Source organism: Streptomyces venezuelae, from assembly GCF_008642275.1.
In the GTDB taxonomy this organism is placed as follows: Bacteria; Actinomycetota; Actinomycetes; order Streptomycetales; family Streptomycetaceae; genus Streptomyces; species Streptomyces venezuelae_E.
The window spans coordinates 4,416,999-4,437,153 of the sequence record NZ_CP029189.1 but is presented as its reverse complement, the minus strand read 5'-3'; the positions used below and the strand labels follow the sequence as shown (position 1 = coordinate 4,437,153).

At 68.9% G+C, this 20,155-nt stretch carries 19 protein-coding genes and 3 tRNA genes; 3 read left to right on the top strand and 19 right to left on the bottom strand.

Annotated elements, in window-relative coordinates; all coding sequences use genetic code 11:
• Positions 1 to 95 precede the first annotated feature (95 nt).
• The 9 genes from rpoB to DEJ51_RS19695 all read right to left on the bottom strand — a co-directional run bounded on the left by rpoB (position 96) and on the right by DEJ51_RS19695 (position 9,415).
• Positions 96 to 3,578: a DNA-directed RNA polymerase subunit beta gene (gene rpoB, locus DEJ51_RS19740; protein WP_079405829.1), complete on the bottom strand. Its 3,483-nt coding sequence runs from the start codon at positions 3,576 to 3,578 to the stop codon at positions 96 to 98.
• Between the two features lie 576 nt (positions 3,579 to 4,154).
• Entirely contained in the window at positions 4,155 to 4,541 is a 387-nt protein-coding gene (gene rplL / locus DEJ51_RS19730; RefSeq protein ID WP_150258766.1) for a 50S ribosomal protein L7/L12, read from the bottom strand.
• A 111-nt stretch (positions 4,542 to 4,652) separates the two neighbouring features.
• A complete protein-coding gene (gene rplJ / locus DEJ51_RS19725; RefSeq protein ID WP_030653597.1) occupies positions 4,653 to 5,183 on the bottom strand; it encodes a 50S ribosomal protein L10 in 531 nt (176 codons plus the stop codon).
• 280 nt (positions 5,184 to 5,463) lie between these two features.
• Positions 5,464 to 6,336: an LppX_LprAFG lipoprotein gene (locus DEJ51_RS19720; protein WP_150258765.1), complete on the bottom strand. Its 873-nt coding sequence runs from the start codon at positions 6,334 to 6,336 to the stop codon at positions 5,464 to 5,466.
• Positions 6,337 to 6,549: 213 nt separating this feature from the next.
• Positions 6,550 to 7,278, bottom strand: coding sequence for a 50S ribosomal protein L1 (gene rplA, locus DEJ51_RS19715; RefSeq protein WP_150258764.1), 729 nt, complete (start codon positions 7,276 to 7,278; stop codon positions 6,550 to 6,552).
• 89 nt (positions 7,279 to 7,367) lie between these two features.
• The gene (gene rplK, locus DEJ51_RS19710) at positions 7,368 to 7,802 is read right to left on the bottom strand and encodes a 50S ribosomal protein L11 (RefSeq protein ID WP_030008445.1); all 435 of its coding nucleotides are present in this window, start codon (positions 7,800 to 7,802) and stop codon (positions 7,368 to 7,370) included.
• Between the two features lie 165 nt (positions 7,803 to 7,967).
• Entirely contained in the window at positions 7,968 to 8,873 is a 906-nt protein-coding gene (gene nusG, locus DEJ51_RS19705; protein ID WP_150258763.1) for a transcription termination/antitermination protein NusG, read from the bottom strand.
• Between the two features lie 83 nt (positions 8,874 to 8,956).
• Entirely contained in the window at positions 8,957 to 9,238 is a 282-nt protein-coding gene (gene secE, locus DEJ51_RS19700; protein WP_030825982.1) for a preprotein translocase subunit SecE, read from the bottom strand.
• 104 nt (positions 9,239 to 9,342) lie between these two features.
• A tRNA-Trp gene (locus tag DEJ51_RS19695) sits at positions 9,343 to 9,415 on the bottom strand.
• Between the two features lie 194 nt (positions 9,416 to 9,609).
• Between DEJ51_RS19695 and DEJ51_RS19690 the strand changes: the two genes are divergently transcribed.
• Both DEJ51_RS19690 and DEJ51_RS19685 read left to right on the top strand, forming a co-directional pair.
• Positions 9,610 to 10,836, top strand: coding sequence for a pyridoxal phosphate-dependent aminotransferase (locus DEJ51_RS19690; protein WP_150258762.1), 1,227 nt, complete (start codon positions 9,610 to 9,612; stop codon positions 10,834 to 10,836).
• A 306-nt stretch (positions 10,837 to 11,142) separates the two neighbouring features.
• Entirely contained in the window at positions 11,143 to 12,162 is a 1,020-nt protein-coding gene (locus tag DEJ51_RS19685) for an adenosine deaminase (RefSeq protein ID WP_150258761.1), read from the top strand.
• On the opposite strand, the gene DEJ51_RS19680 is transcribed toward DEJ51_RS19685, so the two are convergent.
• From DEJ51_RS19680 to DEJ51_RS19635, 10 genes are all read right to left on the bottom strand, one after another.
• Positions 12,152 to 12,568 carry a hypothetical protein gene (locus tag DEJ51_RS19680; RefSeq protein WP_150258760.1) on the bottom strand — a complete coding sequence of 139 codons (417 nt, stop codon included), beginning with the start codon at positions 12,566 to 12,568 and terminating at the stop codon, positions 12,152 to 12,154. The genes DEJ51_RS19685 and DEJ51_RS19680 overlap by 11 nt on opposite strands.
• A gap of 16 nt (positions 12,569 to 12,584) precedes the next feature.
• Positions 12,585 to 13,724, bottom strand: coding sequence for a UDP-N-acetylmuramate dehydrogenase (locus tag DEJ51_RS19675; protein ID WP_263411737.1), 1,140 nt, complete (start codon positions 13,722 to 13,724; stop codon positions 12,585 to 12,587).
• On the bottom strand, positions 13,721 to 14,119 hold the full coding sequence (locus DEJ51_RS19670) for a DUF3291 domain-containing protein (protein ID WP_150258758.1): 399 nt from the start codon (positions 14,117 to 14,119) through the stop codon (positions 13,721 to 13,723). The genes DEJ51_RS19675 and DEJ51_RS19670 overlap by 4 nt, the downstream gene beginning before the upstream one ends.
• A gap of 45 nt (positions 14,120 to 14,164) precedes the next feature.
• On the bottom strand, positions 14,165 to 15,607 hold the full coding sequence (locus DEJ51_RS19665) for a DHA2 family efflux MFS transporter permease subunit (protein WP_150258757.1): 1,443 nt from the start codon (positions 15,605 to 15,607) through the stop codon (positions 14,165 to 14,167).
• An 83-nt stretch (positions 15,608 to 15,690) separates the two neighbouring features.
• Positions 15,691 to 16,260 (bottom strand): TetR/AcrR family transcriptional regulator, encoded by a 570-nt coding sequence (locus DEJ51_RS19660; RefSeq protein ID WP_150258756.1) that lies wholly within the window; start codon positions 16,258 to 16,260, stop codon positions 15,691 to 15,693.
• 793 nt (positions 16,261 to 17,053) lie between these two features.
• Positions 17,054 to 17,482, bottom strand: coding sequence for a MaoC family dehydratase (locus DEJ51_RS19655; protein ID WP_030758157.1), 429 nt, complete (start codon positions 17,480 to 17,482; stop codon positions 17,054 to 17,056).
• A 2-nt stretch (positions 17,483 to 17,484) separates the two neighbouring features.
• On the bottom strand, positions 17,485 to 17,937 hold the full coding sequence (locus DEJ51_RS19650; RefSeq protein WP_150258755.1) for a MaoC family dehydratase N-terminal domain-containing protein: 453 nt from the start codon (positions 17,935 to 17,937) through the stop codon (positions 17,485 to 17,487).
• A 137-nt stretch (positions 17,938 to 18,074) separates the two neighbouring features.
• Complete coding sequence (gene rpmG, locus DEJ51_RS19645) at positions 18,075 to 18,239, bottom strand: 50S ribosomal protein L33 (RefSeq protein ID WP_003956487.1); 165 nt, start codon at positions 18,237 to 18,239, stop codon at positions 18,075 to 18,077.
• 88 nt (positions 18,240 to 18,327) lie between these two features.
• Positions 18,328 to 18,400: transfer RNA gene (locus DEJ51_RS19640), tRNA-Met, on the bottom strand.
• Positions 18,401 to 18,448: 48 nt separating this feature from the next.
• Positions 18,449 to 18,521, bottom strand: a tRNA-Thr gene (locus tag DEJ51_RS19635).
• Between the two features lie 343 nt (positions 18,522 to 18,864).
• Here DEJ51_RS19635 and DEJ51_RS19630 point away from each other — a divergent pair.
• Positions 18,865 to 20,133, top strand: coding sequence for an amidohydrolase family protein (locus tag DEJ51_RS19630; protein ID WP_150258754.1), 1,269 nt, complete (start codon positions 18,865 to 18,867; stop codon positions 20,131 to 20,133).
• Positions 20,134 to 20,155 lie beyond the last annotated feature (22 nt).

Below are 20,155 nucleotides of genomic sequence, written 5' to 3'. Positions count from 1 at the left end.
TGCGTCAATCCCTCTTTCGGGGTCGAGTCTCAATCATGGTCTGAACGGTCCCGGGGATGACGGGGGGCTCTTGAGCGAGCCCCCCGTCAGGCCCGTCAGACCTCTTCGACGCTGCTCGGCTCACGCCGGGACAGGTCGATACCGAGCTCCTCCGCCGCGCGGAAGACGTCCTCGTCGGTGTCGCGCATCTCGATGGACATGCCGTCCGAGGACAGCACCTCCACGTTGAGGCAGAGCGACTGCATTTCCTTGATGAGCACCTTGAAGGACTCGGGAATGCCCGGCTCGGGGATGTTCTCGCCCTTGACGATGGCCTCGTAGACCTTCACGCGGCCGGTGACGTCGTCGGACTTGATGGTCAGCAGCTCCTGGAGGGCGTAAGCGGCGCCGTAAGCCTCGAGCGCCCACACCTCCATCTCACCGAAGCGCTGGCCACCGAACTGTGCCTTACCACCCAGCGGCTGCTGCGTGATCATCGAGTACGGACCGGTCGACCGGGCGTGGAGCTTGTCGTCGACCAGGTGGTGGAGCTTGAGGATGTACATGTACCCGACCGAGATCGGGTCCGGGAACGGCTCGCCGGAGCGGCCGTCGAACAGGCGCGCCTTGCCGGACGGGAGGACCAGGCGGTCACCGTCGCGGTTCGGGATGGTGTGCTCGAAGAGGCCGGCGAGCTCGTCCTCGCGGGCACCGTCGAACACGGGGGTGGCGACGTTGGTACCGGGCTCGACGCGGTCGGCCCCGATGACCTTCAGACGCTCGGCCCACTCCTCCGCCAGGCCGGAGACGTCCCAGCCGCGGCTGGCGAGCCAGCCGAGGTGGATCTCCAGGACCTGTCCCGGGTTCATTCGGGACGGGACACCCAGCGGGTTCAGGATGATGTCGACCGGCGTGCCGTCTTCCAGGAAGGGCATGTCCTCGATCGGAAGGATCTTGGAGATGACACCCTTGTTGCCGTGACGGCCGGCGAGCTTGTCACCGTCGGTGATCTTGCGCTTCTGGGCGACGTAGACGCGGACCAGCTGGTTCACGCCCGGAGGAAGCTCGTCGCCCTCCTCGCGGTCGAAGACGCGGACACCGATGACCTTGCCGATCTCACCGTGAGGGACCTTGAGCGAGGTGTCACGCACCTCGCGGGCCTTCTCACCGAAGATCGCGCGGAGCAGGCGCTCCTCGGGGGTCAGCTCGGTCTCACCCTTGGGCGTGACCTTGCCGACCAGGATGTCGCCGGCGACGACGTCCGCACCGATGCGGATGATGCCGCGCTCGTCGAGGTCGGCGAGGACCTCCTCGGAGACGTTCGGGATGTCCCGGGTGATCTCCTCGGGGCCCAGCTTGGTGTCACGGGCGTCGACCTCGTGCTCCTCGATGTGGATCGAGGAGAGGACGTCGTCCTGCACGAGGCGCTGCGACAGGATGATCGCGTCCTCGTAGTTGTGACCTTCCCAGGGCATGAACGCGACGAGCAGGTTCTTGCCGAGGGCCATTTCGCCCTCTTCGGTCGCGGGACCGTCGGCGAGGACCTGGGACTCGATGATCCGGTCGCCCTCGTTGACGATGACCTTCTGGTTGACCGAGGTGCCCTGGTTCGAGCGGGAGAACTTGGCGACGCGGTACGTGGTGTACGTGCCGTCGTCGTTGGCGACGGTGATGTAGTCGGCCGAGACCTCCTGGACGACACCGTCCTTCTCCGCACGGATCGAGTCACCGGCGTCGACCGCACAGCGGTACTCCATGCCGGTGCCGACGAGCGGGGCCTCCGCCTTGATGAGCGGAACGGCCTGGCGCATCATGTTCGCGCCCATGAGGGCACGGTTGGCGTCGTCGTGCTCCAGGAAGGGGATCATCGCGGTCGCGACGGACACCATCTGGCGCGGGGAGACGTCCATGTAGTCGACGTCGTCGCCGGCGATGTAGTCGATCTCGCCGCCACGACGGCGCACCAGCACGCGGTTCTCGGTGAAGCGCATGTCCTCGGACAGGCCGGCGTTGGCCTGGGCGATGACGAAGCGGTCTTCCTCGTCGGCCGTGAGGTAGTCGACCTCGTCGGTGACGACACCGTCGATGACCTTGCGGTACGGGGTCTCGACGAAACCGAACGCGTTGACGCGGCCGTAGGAGGCGAGCGAGCCGATCAGACCGATGTTCGGGCCTTCGGGGGTCTCGATCGGGCACATGCGGCCGTAGTGCGACGGGTGGACGTCTCGGACCTCGAAGCCGGCCCGCTCACGGGACAGACCGCCGGGGCCCAGCGCCGACAGGCGGCGCTTGTGGGTCAGGCCCGAGAGCGGGTTGTTCTGGTCCATGAACTGCGACAGCTGGCTGGTGCCGAAGAACTCCTTGATGGAGGCGACGACCGGCCGGATGTTGATCAGGGTCTGCGGCGTGATGGCCTCGACGTCCTGCGTGGTCATGCGCTCGCGGACGACGCGCTCCATACGAGCCAGACCCGTGCGGACCTGGTTCTGGATGAGCTCGCCGACGTTGCGCAGACGACGGTTGCCGAAGTGGTCGATGTCGTCGGTCTCGACGACGATCGAACGGCCGGACTCACCGGTGGTCTCGGTCTCGCCGGCGTGCAGCTTGACCAGGTACTTGATGGTCGCGATGACGTCGTCGGTGGTGAGCACGCCGGCATCGAGCGGCTCGTCGGCGCCGAGCTTCTTGTTCACCTTGTAGCGGCCGACCTTGGCGAGGTCGTAGCGCTTCGGGTTGAAGTAGAGGTTCTCGAGCAGCGTCTGAGCGGCCTCACGGGTCGGCGGCTCGCCCGGGCGCAGCTTGCGGTAGATGTCGAGCAGCGCGTCGTCCTGGCCCTGGGTGTGGTCCTTCTCCAGGGTGGCGCGCATGGACTCGTACTCGCCGAACTCCTCGAGGATCTGCTCGGTGGTCCAGCCGAGAGCCTTCAGGAGGACGGTGACGGACTGCTTGCGCTTGCGGTCGATGCGGACGCCGACCATGTCGCGCTTGTCGATCTCCATCTCCAGCCAGGCACCCCGGGACGGGATGATCTTGGCGGAGAAGATGTCCTTGTCGGACGTCTTGTCGATGGAGGAGTCGAAGTAGACACCGGGGGAGCGGACAAGCTGCGACACGACGACACGCTCGGTGCCGTTGATGACGAAGGTGCCCTTGTTGGTCATAAGCGGGAAGTCGCCCATGAAGACCGTCTGAGACTTGATCTCTCCGGTCTCGTTGTTCGTGAACTCGGCCGTGACGAACAGCGGAGCCGCGTACGTGAAGTCGCGCTCCTTGCACTCGTCGACAGAGTTCTTCGCCGGCTCGAAACGGTGGTCGCGGAAGGTCAGCGACATCGACCCGGAGAAGTCCTCGATCGGCGAGATCTCCTCGAAGATCTCTTCCAGACCGGACTTGGTGGGGACGTCCTGTCCACTCTCAAGCGCCGACTCGACGCGAGACTTCCAGGCGGCGTTGCCGAGAAGCCAGTCAAAGCTCTCGGTCTGCAGCGCCAGGAGGTTCGGAACCTCGAGGGGCTCCTTGATCTTTGCAAAGGAGATGCGCAGCGGGGCGGTGCTGGCACCGTTGTTCGTATTGGTCGAGGCGTTGCGCGAGGCGGCCAAGAGGGGGTCCTTCCGAGGGCTCGGACTCACTACGCGCGTACCGGTCCCAGCAGACACAGAAGACAAGCCCCCCGATTCCAACCAAAAGGCCAGGTCAGGGTGGATCAATCAAGTGTGCTCAAGCGTGGGCATGTCCCTGGCGACGGGCAGGGGACAGCTAACAGGCAGCGCAAAGGGTCAGTGTAGCCACTTGGCTCACTGATGTCCAGACCGCGTTTCCGGAAACCGGCAACAGGCCTTCCCCATGTCGTTCAACCAACACTGTGTCCAACGCTGCGGCGCCCGTACACGTGCACAGAGCGCGTATCAGTACTGCCCTCTTCGTAGTCGATCCATGCCTAGGATCCCGGATCCAGGTGGTCGACCTCTCGACGGGACTGAGAATTGCGCGCCGCGTCCCGTTCGTCAAGGCCCCCTGCTCCGAGCGGATCATCTTCGGACCCTGCGTCGGAGCAACGATGATCACCCTACTCCCCAACGAGACCAGGGCAAGTCAGGCACTGCGGGTACGCCAAAGGGCGACCACCCTTACGGGTGATCGCCCTTGGTTGAGGCCTCAGGAGGGCCTCAGAGGTGTTACTTGACCTCGACCGAGGCGCCGGCGCCCTTGAGGGCCTCGGCGGCCTTGTCAGCGGCCTCCTTGGCGACCTTCTCGAGGACGGGCTTCGGCGCACCGTCAACGAGGTCCTTGGCCTCCTTCAGACCCAGGGAGGTCAGCTCGCGCACGACCTTGATGACCTGGATCTTCTTGTCACCGGCGGCGGTGAGGACGACGTCGAACTCGTCCTGCTCCTCGGCGGCCGCACCGGCGTCGCCACCGGCGACACCCGCGGGGGCAACGGCGACGGCCGCGGCGGCGGTGACGTCGAACTTCTCCTCGAAGGCCTTCACGAACTCAGAGAGCTCGATGAGGGTCATCTCCTCGAACTGGGCGAGGAGGTCGTCCTGAGAGAGCTTCGCCATGATGGGCGATCCTTCCACTAATTCGGCAGGTGCCGATATGTCTATAGAGGCGGGCGTAACGGCCCGCTACGACCCGCGCACTAGGCGGCGCGGATCAGTGCGCGAGCCGAATTACTCGGCACCGCCCTGCTCGGCGAGCTTGACGCGAAGCGCTTCCGCGGTGCGGACGAACTTCGACGGCAGCGCCTGGAAGAGCGAGGCAGCCTGGGACTGCTTGCCCTTGAACGCGCCGGCCAGCTTGCTGAGCAGAACCTCGCGGGACTCGAGGTCCGCAAGCTTCTTGATGTCATCGGCGGAGAGCGCCTTACCATCAAGGACACCCGCCTTGATGATCAGGTTGGGGTTGTCCTTGGCGAAGTCACGCAGGCTCTTCGCCGACTCCACCGGGTCACCGGTGATGAAGGCGACCGCGGTCGGACCAGCGAAGTGCTCGTCCAGCGCGGTGATCCCGGCCTGGTTGGCCGCAATCTTGGTCAGCGTGTTCTTCACCACGGCGTACTGGGCGTTCTCACCGAGGGAGCGACGCAGCGTCTTGAGCTGCGCGACGGTGAGACCCCGGTACTCGGTCAGCACGGCGGCGTTCGAGCTCTGGAACGCGTCCTTGAGCTCGGCTACCGATGCAGCCTTGTTGGGCGTCGGCATGGTGCGTTCGCCTCCTTCCGGGTGATGAGGACCGCTCAGAAGGGGCTAAACAAGAAACGCCCCGGCGCAGGCGCCAGGGCGTGGCTCGACCGGAACGAATTCCGGGAACCTTCCACAGTCACCTACGCGGGTCGTCCGCATTCAACGGATCCTTCGGCCACCGAACCCTTGCGGGCACGGCAACGACCAGCGGTCTTTGGCTTCTGGGGAAGACTACGTGAAGGGGTGCAGCCGAGGCAAATCGCCTCAGGAGCCCAGGTCAGGCGTGCGCGGGGCGTGGTCAGGCGCCGCCCGCTCCGCCCGAGTCCTTCATCATCTCGCCGAGGTCCATGACCTGGTCGGCCGCCGGCGCGGTGATCTCGACCGGCTTGTTGATGTCCTTGAACTTGATGGTGACGTCCATCGGGCCGGAAGTGGCCTGACCCTGGGTCCGGACCTGCTTGGCCTGGTCGGCCTCGTCGATCCAGAGGTCGATGGTCAGGCTCTTGACGCCCTGCTCCTCGAGCGTCTTGATGTTCTTCTCCTGACGCTCCTTGGCCGCCGGGGTCGGGGCGGCGGCGCTGTGGGCCTTCAGCTCGTCGAGCGAGACGGTGCCGGACAGGTGCGTCGTCTTCTGCCCGTCGATGGTCTCCTCGCCGACGGTCTTCAGGTCCTTGGCGGCGCTCAGGCTGTCGGCGGTGTCACCCGGGTTCTGGCCCTGCTGGGCGGAGCCGAGCGAGTCCAGCTCCTTGGCCTGCTCCGGCGCCAGGGCCTTGAGGTCGAACTTCAGCCACTTGCCGTCGCTGCCCATGTACATGACGCCGTCGAGCAGGCGGATCTCCACCTTCTCGCCCGGCTTCTCGGGCGAGTCCATCTTCATGGACATGGCCGTCGTGGGCTTCATGCGCATGGCGGCCTCGGCGGTGATGTTCTGGCCGCCGGCCTTGCCGGACATGGTGAAGCTGACGGAGTTGATCTCCTCGGACTTCTTCTTCGTCTTCTCCAGGAACGCCGCCGGGGCGGCCTCCGCCGGCTTCTTCGCGGCCTGGGACGGGGCCGCGGACGCCCCGCTGTCCTTCTTCGCGTCCTTCCCGTCCTCGCACGCGGTGGCGCCGCCTGCGAGCAGGAGCGCGGCCAGCACGGCGCCGACGGTCTTCTTGCGGTATGCCTGCATGGTTTCCCCCATGTGTTCCCCACCCCTGGGTGTGCGCGAGGCAGTGAGGCCCGGGGCGGTCCCACCCTTGACACTGCCGGCACTGACTGTACGTCTCGCGACTGACACTAATCGCACAGGGTTCGCACAGGAAACGAAAAACGGGCCCGCCGCCCCCGGGAAGGGGGCGACGGGCCCGTTCGGCAGATCAGTGAGCCGTCAGGCCCGAACAGATCAGACCGCGGCCGGGTCTTCCTCGACGAGGAGGTTCCGGGTGCGGTTCGGGTCCAGCTGGATGCCGGGGCCCATGGTGGTGCTGATGGCGGCCTTCTTGATGTAGCGGCCCTTCGCGGCGGACGGCTTCAGACGAAGGATCTCGTCCAGGGCCGCGCCGTAGTTCTCGACCAGCTTGTCATCGGAGAAGGAGACCTTGCCGATGATGAAGTGCAGGTTCGAGTGCTTGTCGACGCGGAACTCGATCTTGCCACCCTTGATCTCGGTGACAGCCTTCGCGACGTCCATCGTGACGGTGCCGGTCTTCGGGTTCGGCATGAGGCCACGGGGACCGAGCACGCGGCCGAGGCGGCCGACCTTGCCCATGAGGTCCGGGGTGGCCACAACGGCGTCGAACTCGTTCAGGCGGTTGCCCTTGGCGATCTCGTTGATCAGCTCGTCGTCGCCGACAATGTCGGCGCCGGCGGCTTCCGCGGCCGCAGCACGGTCACCGGTCGCGAAGACCAGGACCCGGGCGGTCTTGCCGGTGCCGTGCGGGAGGTTCACGGTGCCGCGGACCATCTGGTCGGCCTTGCGCGGGTCGACACCCAGGCGGAAGGCGACCTCGACGGTGCCGTCGAACTTGGTCGTGGAGGTCTCCTTGGCGAGACGGACGGCCTCGAGCGGGGCGTACAGCTTCTCCCGGTCGACCTTGGCGTCCGCAGCGCGGAGAGTCTTGCTGCGCTTCACTTCTGCTCCTGTATTTCGGCTTCAGGCATGGAGTCGTGGTGCGGACCAGCGCTTGGTCCTACCACTGATGGTGCTGGGGGGTGGCTGGATCAGCCTTCGACGGTGACGCCCATCGAACGCGCGGTGCCGGCAATGATCTTGACGGCGGCGTCGATGTCGTTGGCGTTCAGGTCGGGCATCTTCAGCTCGGCGATCTCCTTGACCTGGGCAGCCGTGAGCTTGGCGACCTTGGTCTTGTGGGGCTCGCCGGAGCCCTTCTCGATGCCCGCGTGCTTCAGGATGAGGCGCGCGGCCGGCGGAGTCTTGGTGATGAAGGTGAAGGAGCGGTCGTCGTAGACCGTGATCTCCACCGGCACGACCATGCCACGCTGCGACTCGGTCGCGGCGTTGTAGGCCTTGCAGAACTCCATGATGTTGACGCCGTGCTGACCGAGCGCGGGGCCGACCGGCGGAGCCGGGTTGGCCGCACCGGCCTTGATCTGGAGCTTGATAAGCCCCGTGACCTTCTTCTTCTTGGGAGGCATTGCTCTCTCCGGGTCCTAGTGAGAGTTTTCAGCCGCCGATCCGGTCATCCGGATGGAGGCATACCGCACCACGATAACGGGTATCGGTGCGGGGCTAAAAACCGAGCAGGTCAGACCGCCCTCAAGGGGGCGATCTGACCTGTCCGGAAGCTGTCGCTCAGAAGATCAGTTCTTCTGGATCTGGTCGAAGCTGAGCTCGACCGGGGTCTCGCGGCCGAAGATCTCGACGAGGCCCTTGACCTTCTTCGAGTCGGGGTTGATCTCGTTGATGGTCGCCTGCAGCGTGGCGAACGGGCCGTCGGTGACGGTGACCGAGTCGCCGACCTCGAAGTCCAGGACCTCGATGGTGCGCTTGACGGCGGGCGCGGGCAGACCGGCCTCTTCCGCGGCGGCCTTGGCGGCCTTCTCCTGCGCCTCCGGAGCGAGCATCTTGACGATCTCGTCCAGGGTCAGCGGGTACGGGTCGTACGCGTTGCCGACGAAGCCGGTGACGCCGGGCGTGTTGCGGACGACGCCCCAGGACTCGTTCGTCAGATCCATGCGGACGAGAACGTAACCGGGCAGCTTGTTCTGCCGGACGTTCTTGCGCTCGCCGTTCTTGATCTGGACGATCTCTTCCTCGGGCACCTCGGCCTGGTAGATGAACTCCTCGACGTTCAGCGAGACGGCACGCTGCTCCAGGTTGGCCTTCACGCGCTTCTCGTAGCCGGCGTAGGTGTGGATCACGTACCACTCGCCGGGCAGGAGGCGCAGTTCGTCGCGCAGGGCCTGGATGGGGTCGACGGGCTCGGCGGGCTCGACCGGGGCGGCCTCCTCGGCCTCTTCCTCGTCGGCCTCGGCGTCGTCAGCAGCCTCTTCGAGGTCGGCATCGAGCTCGGCGTCGACCTCGGTGTCGTCCTCGTCCTCGTCGGACTCGACGTGCAGCGCGGCCTCTTCGGCGGCGGCACCCGCCTCGACGTCGGCGAGCTCGGCCTCGTCGGGGTCCACAGCGTCTGCCGCCTCGACGATGTCGAGCTCGTCCTCGACGGACTCGACGGAGTCGTGGCTCGCGTTCAGGTTCGGGTCAGACACGGTGGCTGCTTCTTCCTGGATACAAAAGGTGGTGGAACATGCGAAAACGGGCGGCACCCATCAGGCGCCGCCCTCCGCGGGGATCAGCCGAAGACGAACTTGATGGCTTCCTGGAACCCATAGTCAATCACGGTCACCAGACCGATCATGATGACCACGAAGACAATCACCACGGTGGTGTACGTCGTGAGCTGGTTGCGAGTCGGCCAAACAACCTTGCGGAGTTCCGCGACAATCTGGCGGTAGAAAAGCGCGAGACGGCCCAGAGGGCCCTTCTTGCCACGCTTGCCGCCCTTGCGGGCCTTCTTCTCGCGCGTCTCGTCCTCGGCGTCAGGCATGTCGATGGAGCCCAGGGCGTCCGTCACGTCTCTCACCTGAATCCGGGTCGTGGCCGTACCGCGCCCGGTTGCGCCGCACGGCGTTGCATAAGTACGTACCTGCGCACACACGTCCGAGATGGAGTGTGGAGCAGGGCCGGAGGGACTCGAACCCCCAACCGCTGGTTTTGGAGACCAGTGCTCTACCAATTGAGCTACGACCCTTTGCGTCCCCCAACCTACCGCATCCGAGCGAGTGCACGGAGTGCTCGCGCTTCGCAGCGGCTGGTGAGGTCCAACGACAGGTGAGTGTACGTGAACAGCGCCCTGACGTCGAACAGCGCCCGGACCTGGCACGCACCGGTCCGTTGACTGAAACGGTGTGCGGCGCTTCTTTGCCGTCTGGGACGATTGCCCGTATGACCTCTGCAACGCCTTCCTCCGAGCGCCGGGTGTCCGCCCGTATCGGCGCCATTTCCGAGTCCGCCACCCTCGCCGTGGACGCCAAGGCCAAGGCCCTCAAGGCCGCCGGGCGCCCGGTGATCGGCTTCGGCGCGGGCGAGCCCGACTTCCCGACCCCGGACTACATCGTCGAAGCCGCGGTCGAGGCCTGCCGCAACCCCAAGTACCACCGCTACACGCCGGCCGGCGGCCTGCCCGAGCTGAAGGCCGCGATCGCCGCGAAGACGCTGCGCGACTCCGGCTACGAGGTCGAGGCGTCGCAGGTCCTGGTGACCAACGGCGGCAAGCAGGCGATCTACGAGGCCTTCGCGGCCATCCTGGACCCGGGTGACGAGGTCATCGTCCCGGCTCCGTACTGGACCACCTACCCGGAGTCGATCCGTCTCGCCGGCGGTGTCCCGGTCGAGGTCGTCGCCGACGAGACCACCGGCTACCGCGTCTCCGTCGAGCAGCTGGAGGCCGCGCGCACCGAGCGCACCAAGGTCGTCCTGTTCGTCTCCCCGTCCAACCCGACCGGTTCGGTCTACAGCGAGGCCGACGCGAAGGCGATCGGCGAGTGGGCCGCCGAGCACGGCCTGTGGGTGCTCACGGACGAGATCTACGAGCACCTGGTCTACGGCGAGGCGAAGTTCACGTCGCTGCCGGTCCTGGTCCCGGCGCTGCGCGACAAGTGCATCATCGTCAACGGCGTCGCCAAGACGTACGCGATGACCGGCTGGCGCGTGGGCTGGGTCATCGCCCCGCAGGACGTCATCAAGGCGGCGACCAACCTGCAGTCGCACGCCACCTCCAACGTCTCCAACGTGGCCCAGGTCGCCGCGCTGGCCGCCGTCTCGGGCAACCTCGACGCGGTCGCGGAGATGCGCAAGGCCTTCGACCGCCGTCGCCAGACGATGGTCAGGATGCTCAACGAGATCGACGGCGTCTTCTGCCCGACCCCCGAGGGCGCGTTCTACGCGTACCCGTCGGTCAAGGAGCTCATCGGCAAGGAGATCCGCGGCAAGCGCCCGCAGAGCTCCGTCGAGCTCGCCGCCCTCATCCTGGACGAGGTCGAGGTCGCGGTCGTCCCGGGCGAGGCCTTCGGCACCCCGGGCTACCTGCGCCTGTCCTACGCCCTGGGCGACGAGGACCTGGTGGAGGGCGTGTCCCGCATCCAGAAGCTCCTCGCGGAGGCCAAGGCCTGACGCGGCCCGCAGCCGGACCTGGGCGGCGGCACCCCCTCGGGGGTGCCGCCGCCCAAGCATTTCCCGGCCCCGCCGGCACGATCAGCCCCGCCAGGGGGCACCTCCCAGCGGTAGCTGGGGGAGTTTGAGGCGGGGGGTCCGGGGCGGAGCCCCGCTCTCCCGGCCCCGCCGGCGATTGAGGCGCGGGGTCGGGCGGCGCCCGGAAGGCCCCCGCGCAGCGGATCCGCGCCCGTTCACACGTTCGCGCAAGCCCCCGATCGGTAAAACCCCCTCCCGCCGAGCGCAGCGGTACGGCAGGATCACCAGATGGAGCACGCACGCGATCTCACGCTTCTGCCCAAGGCCCACCTCCACCTGCACTTCACCGGGTCGATGCGGCCATCGACCCTGCTGGAGCTCGCCGACAAGTACGGCGTCCGGCTCCCGGACGCCCTCACCGCCGGCGAACCCCCCAAGCTCCGCGCCACCGACGAGCGCGGCTGGTTCCGCTTCCAGCGGCTCTACGACGCCGCCCGCTCCTGCCTGCGCGAGCCCGAGGACATCCAGCGCCTGGTCCGTGAGGCCGCGGAGGAGGACGTCAAGGACGGCAGCGGCTGGCTGGAGATCCAGGTGGATCCCACCTCGTACGCCCCGCTGCTCGGCGGGATGATCCCGGCCGTCGAGATCATCCTCGACGCCGTCGACGCCGCCTCCCGCGAGACCGGCCTCGGCATGCGGGTCCTCATCGCCGCCAACCGCATGAAGCACCCCCTCGACGCCCGCACCCTCGCCCGGCTCGCCGTCCGCTACGCCGACCGCGGCATCGTCGGCTTCGGACTCTCCAACGACGAGCGCCGCGGCATGGCCCGCGACTTCGACCGGGCCTTCGCCATCGCCCGCGAGGGCGGTCTCCTCGCTGCACCGCACGGCGGCGAGCTCACCGGCCCGTCCTCCGTCCGCGACTGCCTCGACGACCTGCACGCCTCCCGCATCGGGCACGGCGTCCGGGCCGCCGAGGACCCTCGGCTCCTCAAGCGGCTCGCCGACCGGCAGATCACCTGCGAGGTCTGCCCGGCCTCCAACGTCGCCCTCGGCGTCTACGAGCGGCCCGAGGACGTCCCGCTGCGCACCCTCTTCGAGGCCGGGGTCCCCATGGCGCTGGGCGCCGACGACCCGCTCCTCTTCGGGTCCCGGCTCGCGGCCCAGTACGAGATCGCCCGCGCTCACCACGCCTTCACGGACGCGGAGCTCGCCGAGCTGGCGCGCCAGTCCGTGCGCGGCAGCGCCGCGCCCGAGGAGGTGCAGGCCAAGCTGCTCGCGGGGATCGACCACTGGCTCACCGGGTGAGCCGCAGGTCCCCCTCGTAGCAGTCCGCGCGTACCCGCCCGCCGTCCAGGAAGCCGATCTCCAGGTGGGTGCGGCCCTGTTCGGGCAGGGCGAACTCGGCGACCGAGGCGACGGTCTCGCCGAGGTGCCGCAGGAAGGGGTGGTCACCGAGGTCCTCGCCGACCTCGATGCGGCCCCACTCCCCCATGTCGTAGGCGGCGTGCGGGGTGGCGGACTCGACGATCAGGCACCAGTCGGACCCGGTGGTGATCCGGATGGTGTCACCGATGCTGTCGATCAGCCAGACGTCGAGGGGCGCCTCGGAACGTTCGCCGTCACTGACGTGCCAGGACGCGACGACTCGGCTGAGCGTGCGCCCCACGAGACGGGTGGGGTCCGTACCGGCCCCGTGCAGGGGACAGAGCATGGGCGGCCGGGGCTCCTCAGATGCTGACGCCGACCGTCACCGGCTCGTTGACCAGGGTGACGCCGAAGGCCGCGTGGACGCCCGCGACGACCTCGCGGGCCAGGGTGAGGAGGTCCTCAGTGGTGGCCTCGCCGCGGTTGGTGAGGGCGAGGGTGTGTTTGGTGGAGATGCGCGCCGGTCCGGTGCCGTAGCCCTTGGTGAAGCCGGCCTTGTCGATCAGCCAGGCCGCGCTGGTCTTCGTACGGCCGTCGCCGGCGGGGTAGGCGGGCGGAGCCGTGTCGGGGCCGAGGCGGTCCTGTGCGCGGGCGAGGAAGGCGGCGTAGGCCTCGTCGGTCAGGATCGGGTTGTGGAAGAAGGAGCCGGCCGACCAGGTGTCGTGGTCGGCGGGGTCGAGGACCATGCCCTTGCCCGCGCGCAGCCGCAGCACCGTTTCACGGGCGGTCGCGGCGGGGACCCGGTCGCCGGCCTCGACGCCGAGGGCGCGGGCGGTCTCGGGGTACTTGACCGGCGCGGACAGGCCGCCGGCGTCCTCCAGGGCGAAGCGCACGCGCAGCACGACGTAGCGGTCGGGCTGGTCCTTGAAGGTGCTGTTGCGGTACCGGAAGGCGCACTCGGCGGCGCTCAGAGTGACCGTTTCGCCTGTGGTGCGGTCGTAGGCGACGACCTCGGTGATGGTGTCGCAGACCTCCTGGCCGTACGCACCGACGTTCTGGATCGGGGTCGCGCCGGCCGATCCGGGGATTCCCGCGAGGCATTCGATGCCGGCGAGACCGGCCTCGACGGTACGGGCGACGGCGTCGCTCCAGTTCTCGCCGGCGGCGAGCTCCAGCCGCGTCCCGTCCAGGTCGAAACCGGTGGTCGCGATGCGCAGGGCGGTGCCGTCGAAACCGCGGTCGCCGATGACCAGGTTGCTGCCGCCGCCGATGACCAGGAGCGGCGTGCCGCTCTCGTCCGCGGCGCGCACGGTGGCGACGACCTCGGCGTCGGTGGTCGCGGTGACCAGGCGGGCGGCGGGACCACCGAGACGGAAGGTGGTCAGCGGGGCGAGGGGGGCATCGTGGAGTTCCTGCACGTGGACAAGAGTACGGTCCGTGCCCCTCGCATCCCTGCGGGGCCACGGACCGTACTCACTCGTCCCCCGTACCGGCCGGGTCAGTGGCCCGCCTTCTGCGCGGCGAGGCGGCGTTCGGCTTCGGCCCAGCTCAGGGGGAGCTCTTCGGCGCGCACGGTCCAGTACGTGAACGCCGATTCCTGCATGTACGCGCTGGCGGCGCGGGCACTGGAGCGGTGGGGCTCACTGCGCGCGAACCGGTGGAGCGCGTCGCGGTCCTCCCAGGCGGAGAGGGTGAGGAAGGTACGGCGCAGGACACGGGCGCGCAGCGCGACGCCGTGGGCTCCGGGGGCCTTGCGGATCTGGAGGACGATGCCGGGCGCCTTGAGGAAGAACCTGACGGCACCGGCGAGGGTGGCGGTCTCGAAGCGGGAGGCCATGACGTAGACCTCGGCGCCGGGGGCGGCCTGGGTGGGCGTGGACCAGGGGATGTCGGGCATGACGGGCACTCCTTGGCGGTCTGGGCGTTCCTGGGCGGGGCCGGCTCAGCCGACGGCGGAGACCTTGTCCGGGACGGCGGTGGTCCGGCCCGTGAGCACCGGGGTGGCCTTGGCCTTACGGGGCACGAGCAGGGCCAGGGCGGCGGCGAGGGCGACCGCGCCGGCCCCGATCCACAGGGCGGGGACCGTGCCGTCGGTGAAGGCCTGCGGGGATTCGTAGCCGCCCTGGGCGGAGAAGACCGAGGCCAGGACCGCGACGCCGAGGGCTCCGCCGACCTCGCGCAGGGCGTTGTTGGCGCCGGAGGCCCTGCCCTGGTCGGCCGGGCCGACGGTGGACATCAGGACGTTGGCGGCGGGGGCGAAGTAGAGGGCCATACCGATCCCGCTGAGGATCAGCGGCGGGAGCTGGGCCGCGTACGAGACGTCCGCGCTCAGGATCGCCGCGAACCAGCCGAGGCCGAGGGCCTGGAAGGCGAGCCCGGCGGCGACGACGGGGCGGCCGCCGATGCGGTCGGAGAGGATCCCGGCCAGCGGGGCGACGATCATCGGCATTCCGGTCCAGGGGAGCATGCGCAGGCCGGCCTCGGTGGGCGAGTAGCCGGCGACGCCCTGGAGGAACTGGCTGAGCAGGAAGATCGAGCCGAACATGCCGAGGAACATCAGCAGGCTGGCGAGGTTGATCCCGAGGAAGCCACGGTCACGGAAGAGCCGCATGGGGAGCATGGGGTTGGCGTTGTTGAAGCCGTGGTGGATGAAGCCGCCGACGAGCGCGGCGCCGACGATCAGGCCGGTGAGGACGGTGGCGCTGGTCCAGCCCTCGGAGTTGGCGTTGACCAGGGCGTAGACGATGCCGAAGAGCCCGCCGCTGATGAGCAGGGTGCCGGGGATGTCGAGGCGCGCGCCGGGGGCGGTGGACTCGGCGAGGCGCAGGCGGGCGAGCGGGATCAGGGCGAGGCCTATGGGCACGTTGAGCCAGAAGATCCACTGCCAGGAGATGTGCTCGGTGAGGCTGCCGCCGATGAGGGGGCCGCTGGCGACGGCGAGGCCGGTGACGGCGCCGTAGATCCCGAGGGCCACGCCCCGGCGGGCGGCCGGGACGGCGGCGGTGAGCAGGGTGAGGGTGAGCGGCATCATGATCGCCGCGCCGACGCCCTGCACGGCGCGGGCGGCGATGAGCGCGTCGATGCCGGGCGAGAGGGCGGCCGCGGCCGAGGCGCCGGTGAAGACCGCGAGGCCGGCGATGAAGAGCCGGCGGCGGCCGAAGCGGTCCCCGAGGGCGGCACCGAACATGAGGAGGACGGCGAAGGTGAGCGTGTACGCGTTCACCGTCCACTCCAGGTCCTCCAGCTTGCCGCCGAGGTCCTCGCGGATGGCGGGGAGGGCGGTGGTGACGACCAGGTTGTCGAGTGCGGCCATGAAGCTGGCCACGCCGGTGAGGACGAGGGCCCAGACGGCGGGCCCGCGGAGCTTGGTGTCTTGCGTCTGCACGTTTTCCCCCTGCGGTTCGTTAGTTATTGATGACTAACTTTCTTGGCCATACGAGAGCGCGCGAACGGATCGCGCGACCCCTGCTACTTCTCCAGGCGGCCCGTGGCACGGGCCGAGGGATAGAACCCCTCCCAGACCCGGTGGTCCAGCGGGAACCCCATGGCGGCCAGGACATTGATCAGCATCCCGTAGGCCATGAAGGTCGTGGTCTCACCCTGGTCCGCCCCCAGCGGCAGGTGGGCGGTGTCCCACAGCTCCATCCACCCGGCCCGGACGACCTCGCCGAACTCGTGGTCACCGGCCGCCTCGGCCGCCGCCACCGCGACGTACATCTGGAGCTGCATCTGGAGCTTGTCGGGGTCTTCGGTGATCAGGCGGGTGTACGCGTTGGCGATGGCCTGCTGGGCCTCCTCGCCGTGCAGTCCGTCGACGGCGGTGACGAAGAGCTCGCGCGTGTCCTTCAGGCAGCGCTCGGACGCGGCCAGAAAGATCGCCTGCTTGTTGGGGAAGAGCCGGAAGAGGTACGGCTGCGAGACGCCCACCCGCTTGGCGATCGCCTCGGTGGAGGTCCCGTGGTAACCCCCACGCGCGAACTCGTGCATCGCCGCCCGAATGACGCTCTCACGCCGCTCATCTGCGCTCATCCTGACCATGAGACAAAGTTATTGCTCAATCACTAACCATGTCAAGGGACGGGACGGGGCGGGGGTGGGGCGGAGGCTTCGGGGGGCGGGATCCGCTCGGTGTGCCCGGCTCCGGACGATCGTCGGACGCGGGTCGAGCGTGGCACCGACATCGGGGGCGGCCCACCGGAGGCCCGGTCTCAAACGGTCGTCGGACGCGGTCGACGCGAAGTCTCTCGCCCCGTGGGCGGCCTATGTCCAACCCCAGACGGTCGTCGGACGCGGTCGGCGAGAAGCGCGTGGGGCTCGTGGGCGGCCTATGCCCAGCCCAAGACGGTCGTCGGACGCCGAGCCATGAGAAGCGCGTAGCGATCTGGTGCGCCTCCCCGGCACCACCCCCGGTCCCGGGTCTGGACGGGCCCGTCTCTCGGTCGTCCCGGCGCCCGACCAGGCCGGGCATCGTCGACCGCCCCGTCCCTGTCCTGATGGTCCGGCCCGTTCTTCTGGGGGCTTCCCGGCAGTCTTTCGTTTCTCCGGGGCGGGTCGGTCGGTCAAGGGTGGCCGAAGGCCATCGCGTAGCGACGCGACGACGTAGGAGGAGCGCCCTTGAGGGACCGGCCCGCCCCGGAGGGACGATGGGACTGCCGGGAAACCCCACCCGCATCACCCACCACCGCCCCGGCGGCTCCCGCCCACCCGAAGCCACCGCCCCACCTCACGGCCCCGGCCCTCGCAGCCCCCGCCGCCCCGCCCCCGCCCAGCGAAAAGGCGGGGCGAAGGCACCGTCCAGGTGCCCCCGCCCCGCCCGCCTCGCCTCGGCGGCTCAGGCCAGTTCGACCACCGCTCGGGACATGCCCAGGACCTTCTGGCCCGCGCTCATGGCCGTCAGGTCGACCCGGACGCGGTTGTCGTCCAGCTTCGCGGCGACCTTCGCCGTGACCTCGATCAGCCCGCCCTGGTCGTCGTTGGGGACCACGACCGGCCGGGTGAAGCGCACGCCGTACTCGACCACCGCACCCGGGTCGCCGACCCAGTCGGTGACCACGCGGATCGCCTCGGCCATGGTGAACATGCCGTGCGCGATCACGTCCGGCAGTCCGACCTCCTTGGCGAACTTCTCGTTCCAGTGGATCGGGTTGAAGTCGCCCGAGGCGCCCGCGTACTGGACGAGCGTCGCGCGCGTCACGGGGAAGGACGCCGCCGGCAGCTCGGTGCCGACCTCGACGTCGGCGTACTGGATCTGCGCTGCCATGGTCAGGCCTCCTCGGGGGCGCGGGAGACGAGCTTCGTCCACGCCGTCACGACGTGCTCGCCTGTCTCGTCGTGGACCTCGCCGCGGATGTCGATGACGTCATTGCCCGCGAGCGACTTCACGGCCTCGATGGTGGAGACCACCGACAGCCGGTCACCGGCTCGCACCGGGCGCGCGTACGCGAACTTCTGGTCACCGTGCACGACGCGGCTGTAGTCGAGTCCCAGCTGCGGGTCTTCAATGACCTGGCCGGCGGCCTTGAAGGTGATCGCGAACACGAAAGTCGGCGGAGCGATCACATCGGGGTAGCCGTACGCCTTAGCGGCTTCGGGATCGCTGTAAACGGGATTGGTGTCACCCACCGCAGCCGCGAATTCGCGGATCTTCTCCCGGCCGACCTCGTACGGATCGGTGGGCGGGTAGCTCCGCCCCACGAAGGACTGGTCGAGAGCCATGACTCACTACCTCCTGTTGAAGGGACACGAAATGACGCGAGGACAAAGACAGAAACGGGCACGGAAACGACACAAGGCCGCCCCCAATGAAGGGGACGACCTCATGACGGTGCCTGTTGTTCGAGACTTCGCTGGGGTCAGCGGGTCTCGCGGTGCGCGGTGTGCGAGTTGCAGCGCGGGCAGTGCTTCTTCATCTCAAGACGGTCCGGGTTGTTACGCCGGTTCTTCTTGGTGATGTAGTTCCGCTCCTTGCACTCCACGCAGGCCAGCGTGATCTTCGGGCGGACGTCGGTGGCAGCCACGTGAGTGCTCCTTGACGGACTATGGGACGGATGAACGCATAAAAGAGTAGCCGATCGGGAGACCGACCCCGCAATCGGCTACTGTGTGTAGCGGCGACCGGACTTGAACCGGTGACACAGCGATTATGAGCCGCTTGCTCTACCGACTGAGCTACGCCGCTTTGATGTGATCAGCTCCCCACCCGAGGGTGGGGAACCTCTCTCACCAGAGCCCCAATGCGGAATCGAACCGCAGACCTTCTCCTTACCATGGAGACGCTCTACCGACTGAGCTATTGGGGCGAGCGAGGAAGACATTACACGGTTGCCTGCCGATCGCCCAAATCCTTTGCGGGGGCTGGGCTCCGACGGGGTTCACGCGCCGCTCTCGATCAACCCGCCGATCACTTCCGCCCCACTTCTCGGGTGGTTTGTGGGCGGGCTCACACCTGTGCGACCGCCGGTCGGAGCACTGAAGCCCGTCGGGGCGCGCACGCGGGCGCTCCGGCGCGTGGCACCACACCGGTACGACTATTGCGCTCTTCCGCGAAGCGGCGTGCGCTGCGCCCTAGGCTCTGAGCACGCTGCGTGATCTTGGGCCACGGGCCACGGCTCCAGGACCCGCCCGAGCCACCGCAGGAGCGCGATGTCCGACAGCCAGCCGCAGCAGCCGTTCCAACCGCCCCGCGGCGGAAACGGCAACGCGGCCGCAGCCGAGGCCACCACCCTGCTGCTCACCGGGGCGCGCCTCACCGACGGCCGTACCGTCGACGTCCGCCTCGGTGGCGGCCGGATCCAGGCCGTCGGCACCGCGGGTACCCTCCCCTCCCCCGCGCAGGCCCGGGTGGACCTGACCGGCTACCTGCTGCTCCCCGCCCCCGCCGAGCCGCACGCCCACGGGGACACCGCGCTGACCGCGGACGCCGACGGGCCCGTCTCCTACGCCCCCGACGAGGTCCAGCGCCGGGCCACCGAATCCGCTCTGCTCCAGCTCGGTCACGGCGCCACCGCGGTCCGCTCCCACGTCCGCATCGGCGACGTGCACGGCCTCGGCCCCATGGAGGCGGTGCTCCAGGCCCGCCGCTCCCTGCGCGGGCTCGCCGATCTCACGGCCGTGGCCGTACCCCGGCTGCTGACCGGGGTGGCCGGCGCGGACGGGCTCGCCATGATGCGGGACGCGGTCAAGATGGGCGCCTCCGTGATCGGCGGCTGCCCGGACCTGGACCCGGACCCGACGGGCTTCCTCGAAGCCGTACTGGAACTCGCCGCCGAGCACGGCTGCCCCGTGGATCTCCACACGGACGGTGACGACCCGGGCCGCCTGGCGCGGCTCGCGGCGATGGCCGGCGGGCTGCGCCCCGGCGTGACCATCGGCCCCTGCGGAGGGCTGTCCCGGCTCCCGATGGACGCGGCCGCCCGCGCCGCCGACCAGCTGGCCGCGGCCGGCGTACGGGTCACCTGCCTGCCCCAGGGCGACTGCGCGGCTCTGGAACGCCGCGGCCTGCGCACCGCCCCCGTCCGGCTGCTGCGGACCGCCGGTGTGCGCGTCGCGGCCGGCAGCGGGGCGCTGCGGGACGCCGGGAACCCGGTCGGCCGCGGTGATCCGCTGGAGGCCGCGTACCTGCTGGCCTCCCAGGGAGGGCTCCGGGCTGCCGAGGCGTACGAATCCGTCAGCGGCTGCGCCCGCGAGGCCATGGGGCTGCCGGAGGTCCGGGTGGAGGCCGGTTTCCCGGCGGAGCTGCTCGCCGTACGCGGGGACCGGATCGCGGGCGTGCTGTCCCTCGCCTACAGCCGGATCGTGATCCACCGCGGGCGCGTGGTAGCCCGTACGAGTGCCGTACGGGAGTACTGCGACTCCGCCGTCGCGGTGGCTCTGGACCTGCCCCGGCAGGGCCGTACGGAGGCGGGGCCCTGAAGTCCGCGGTCCGCTCGCGGGC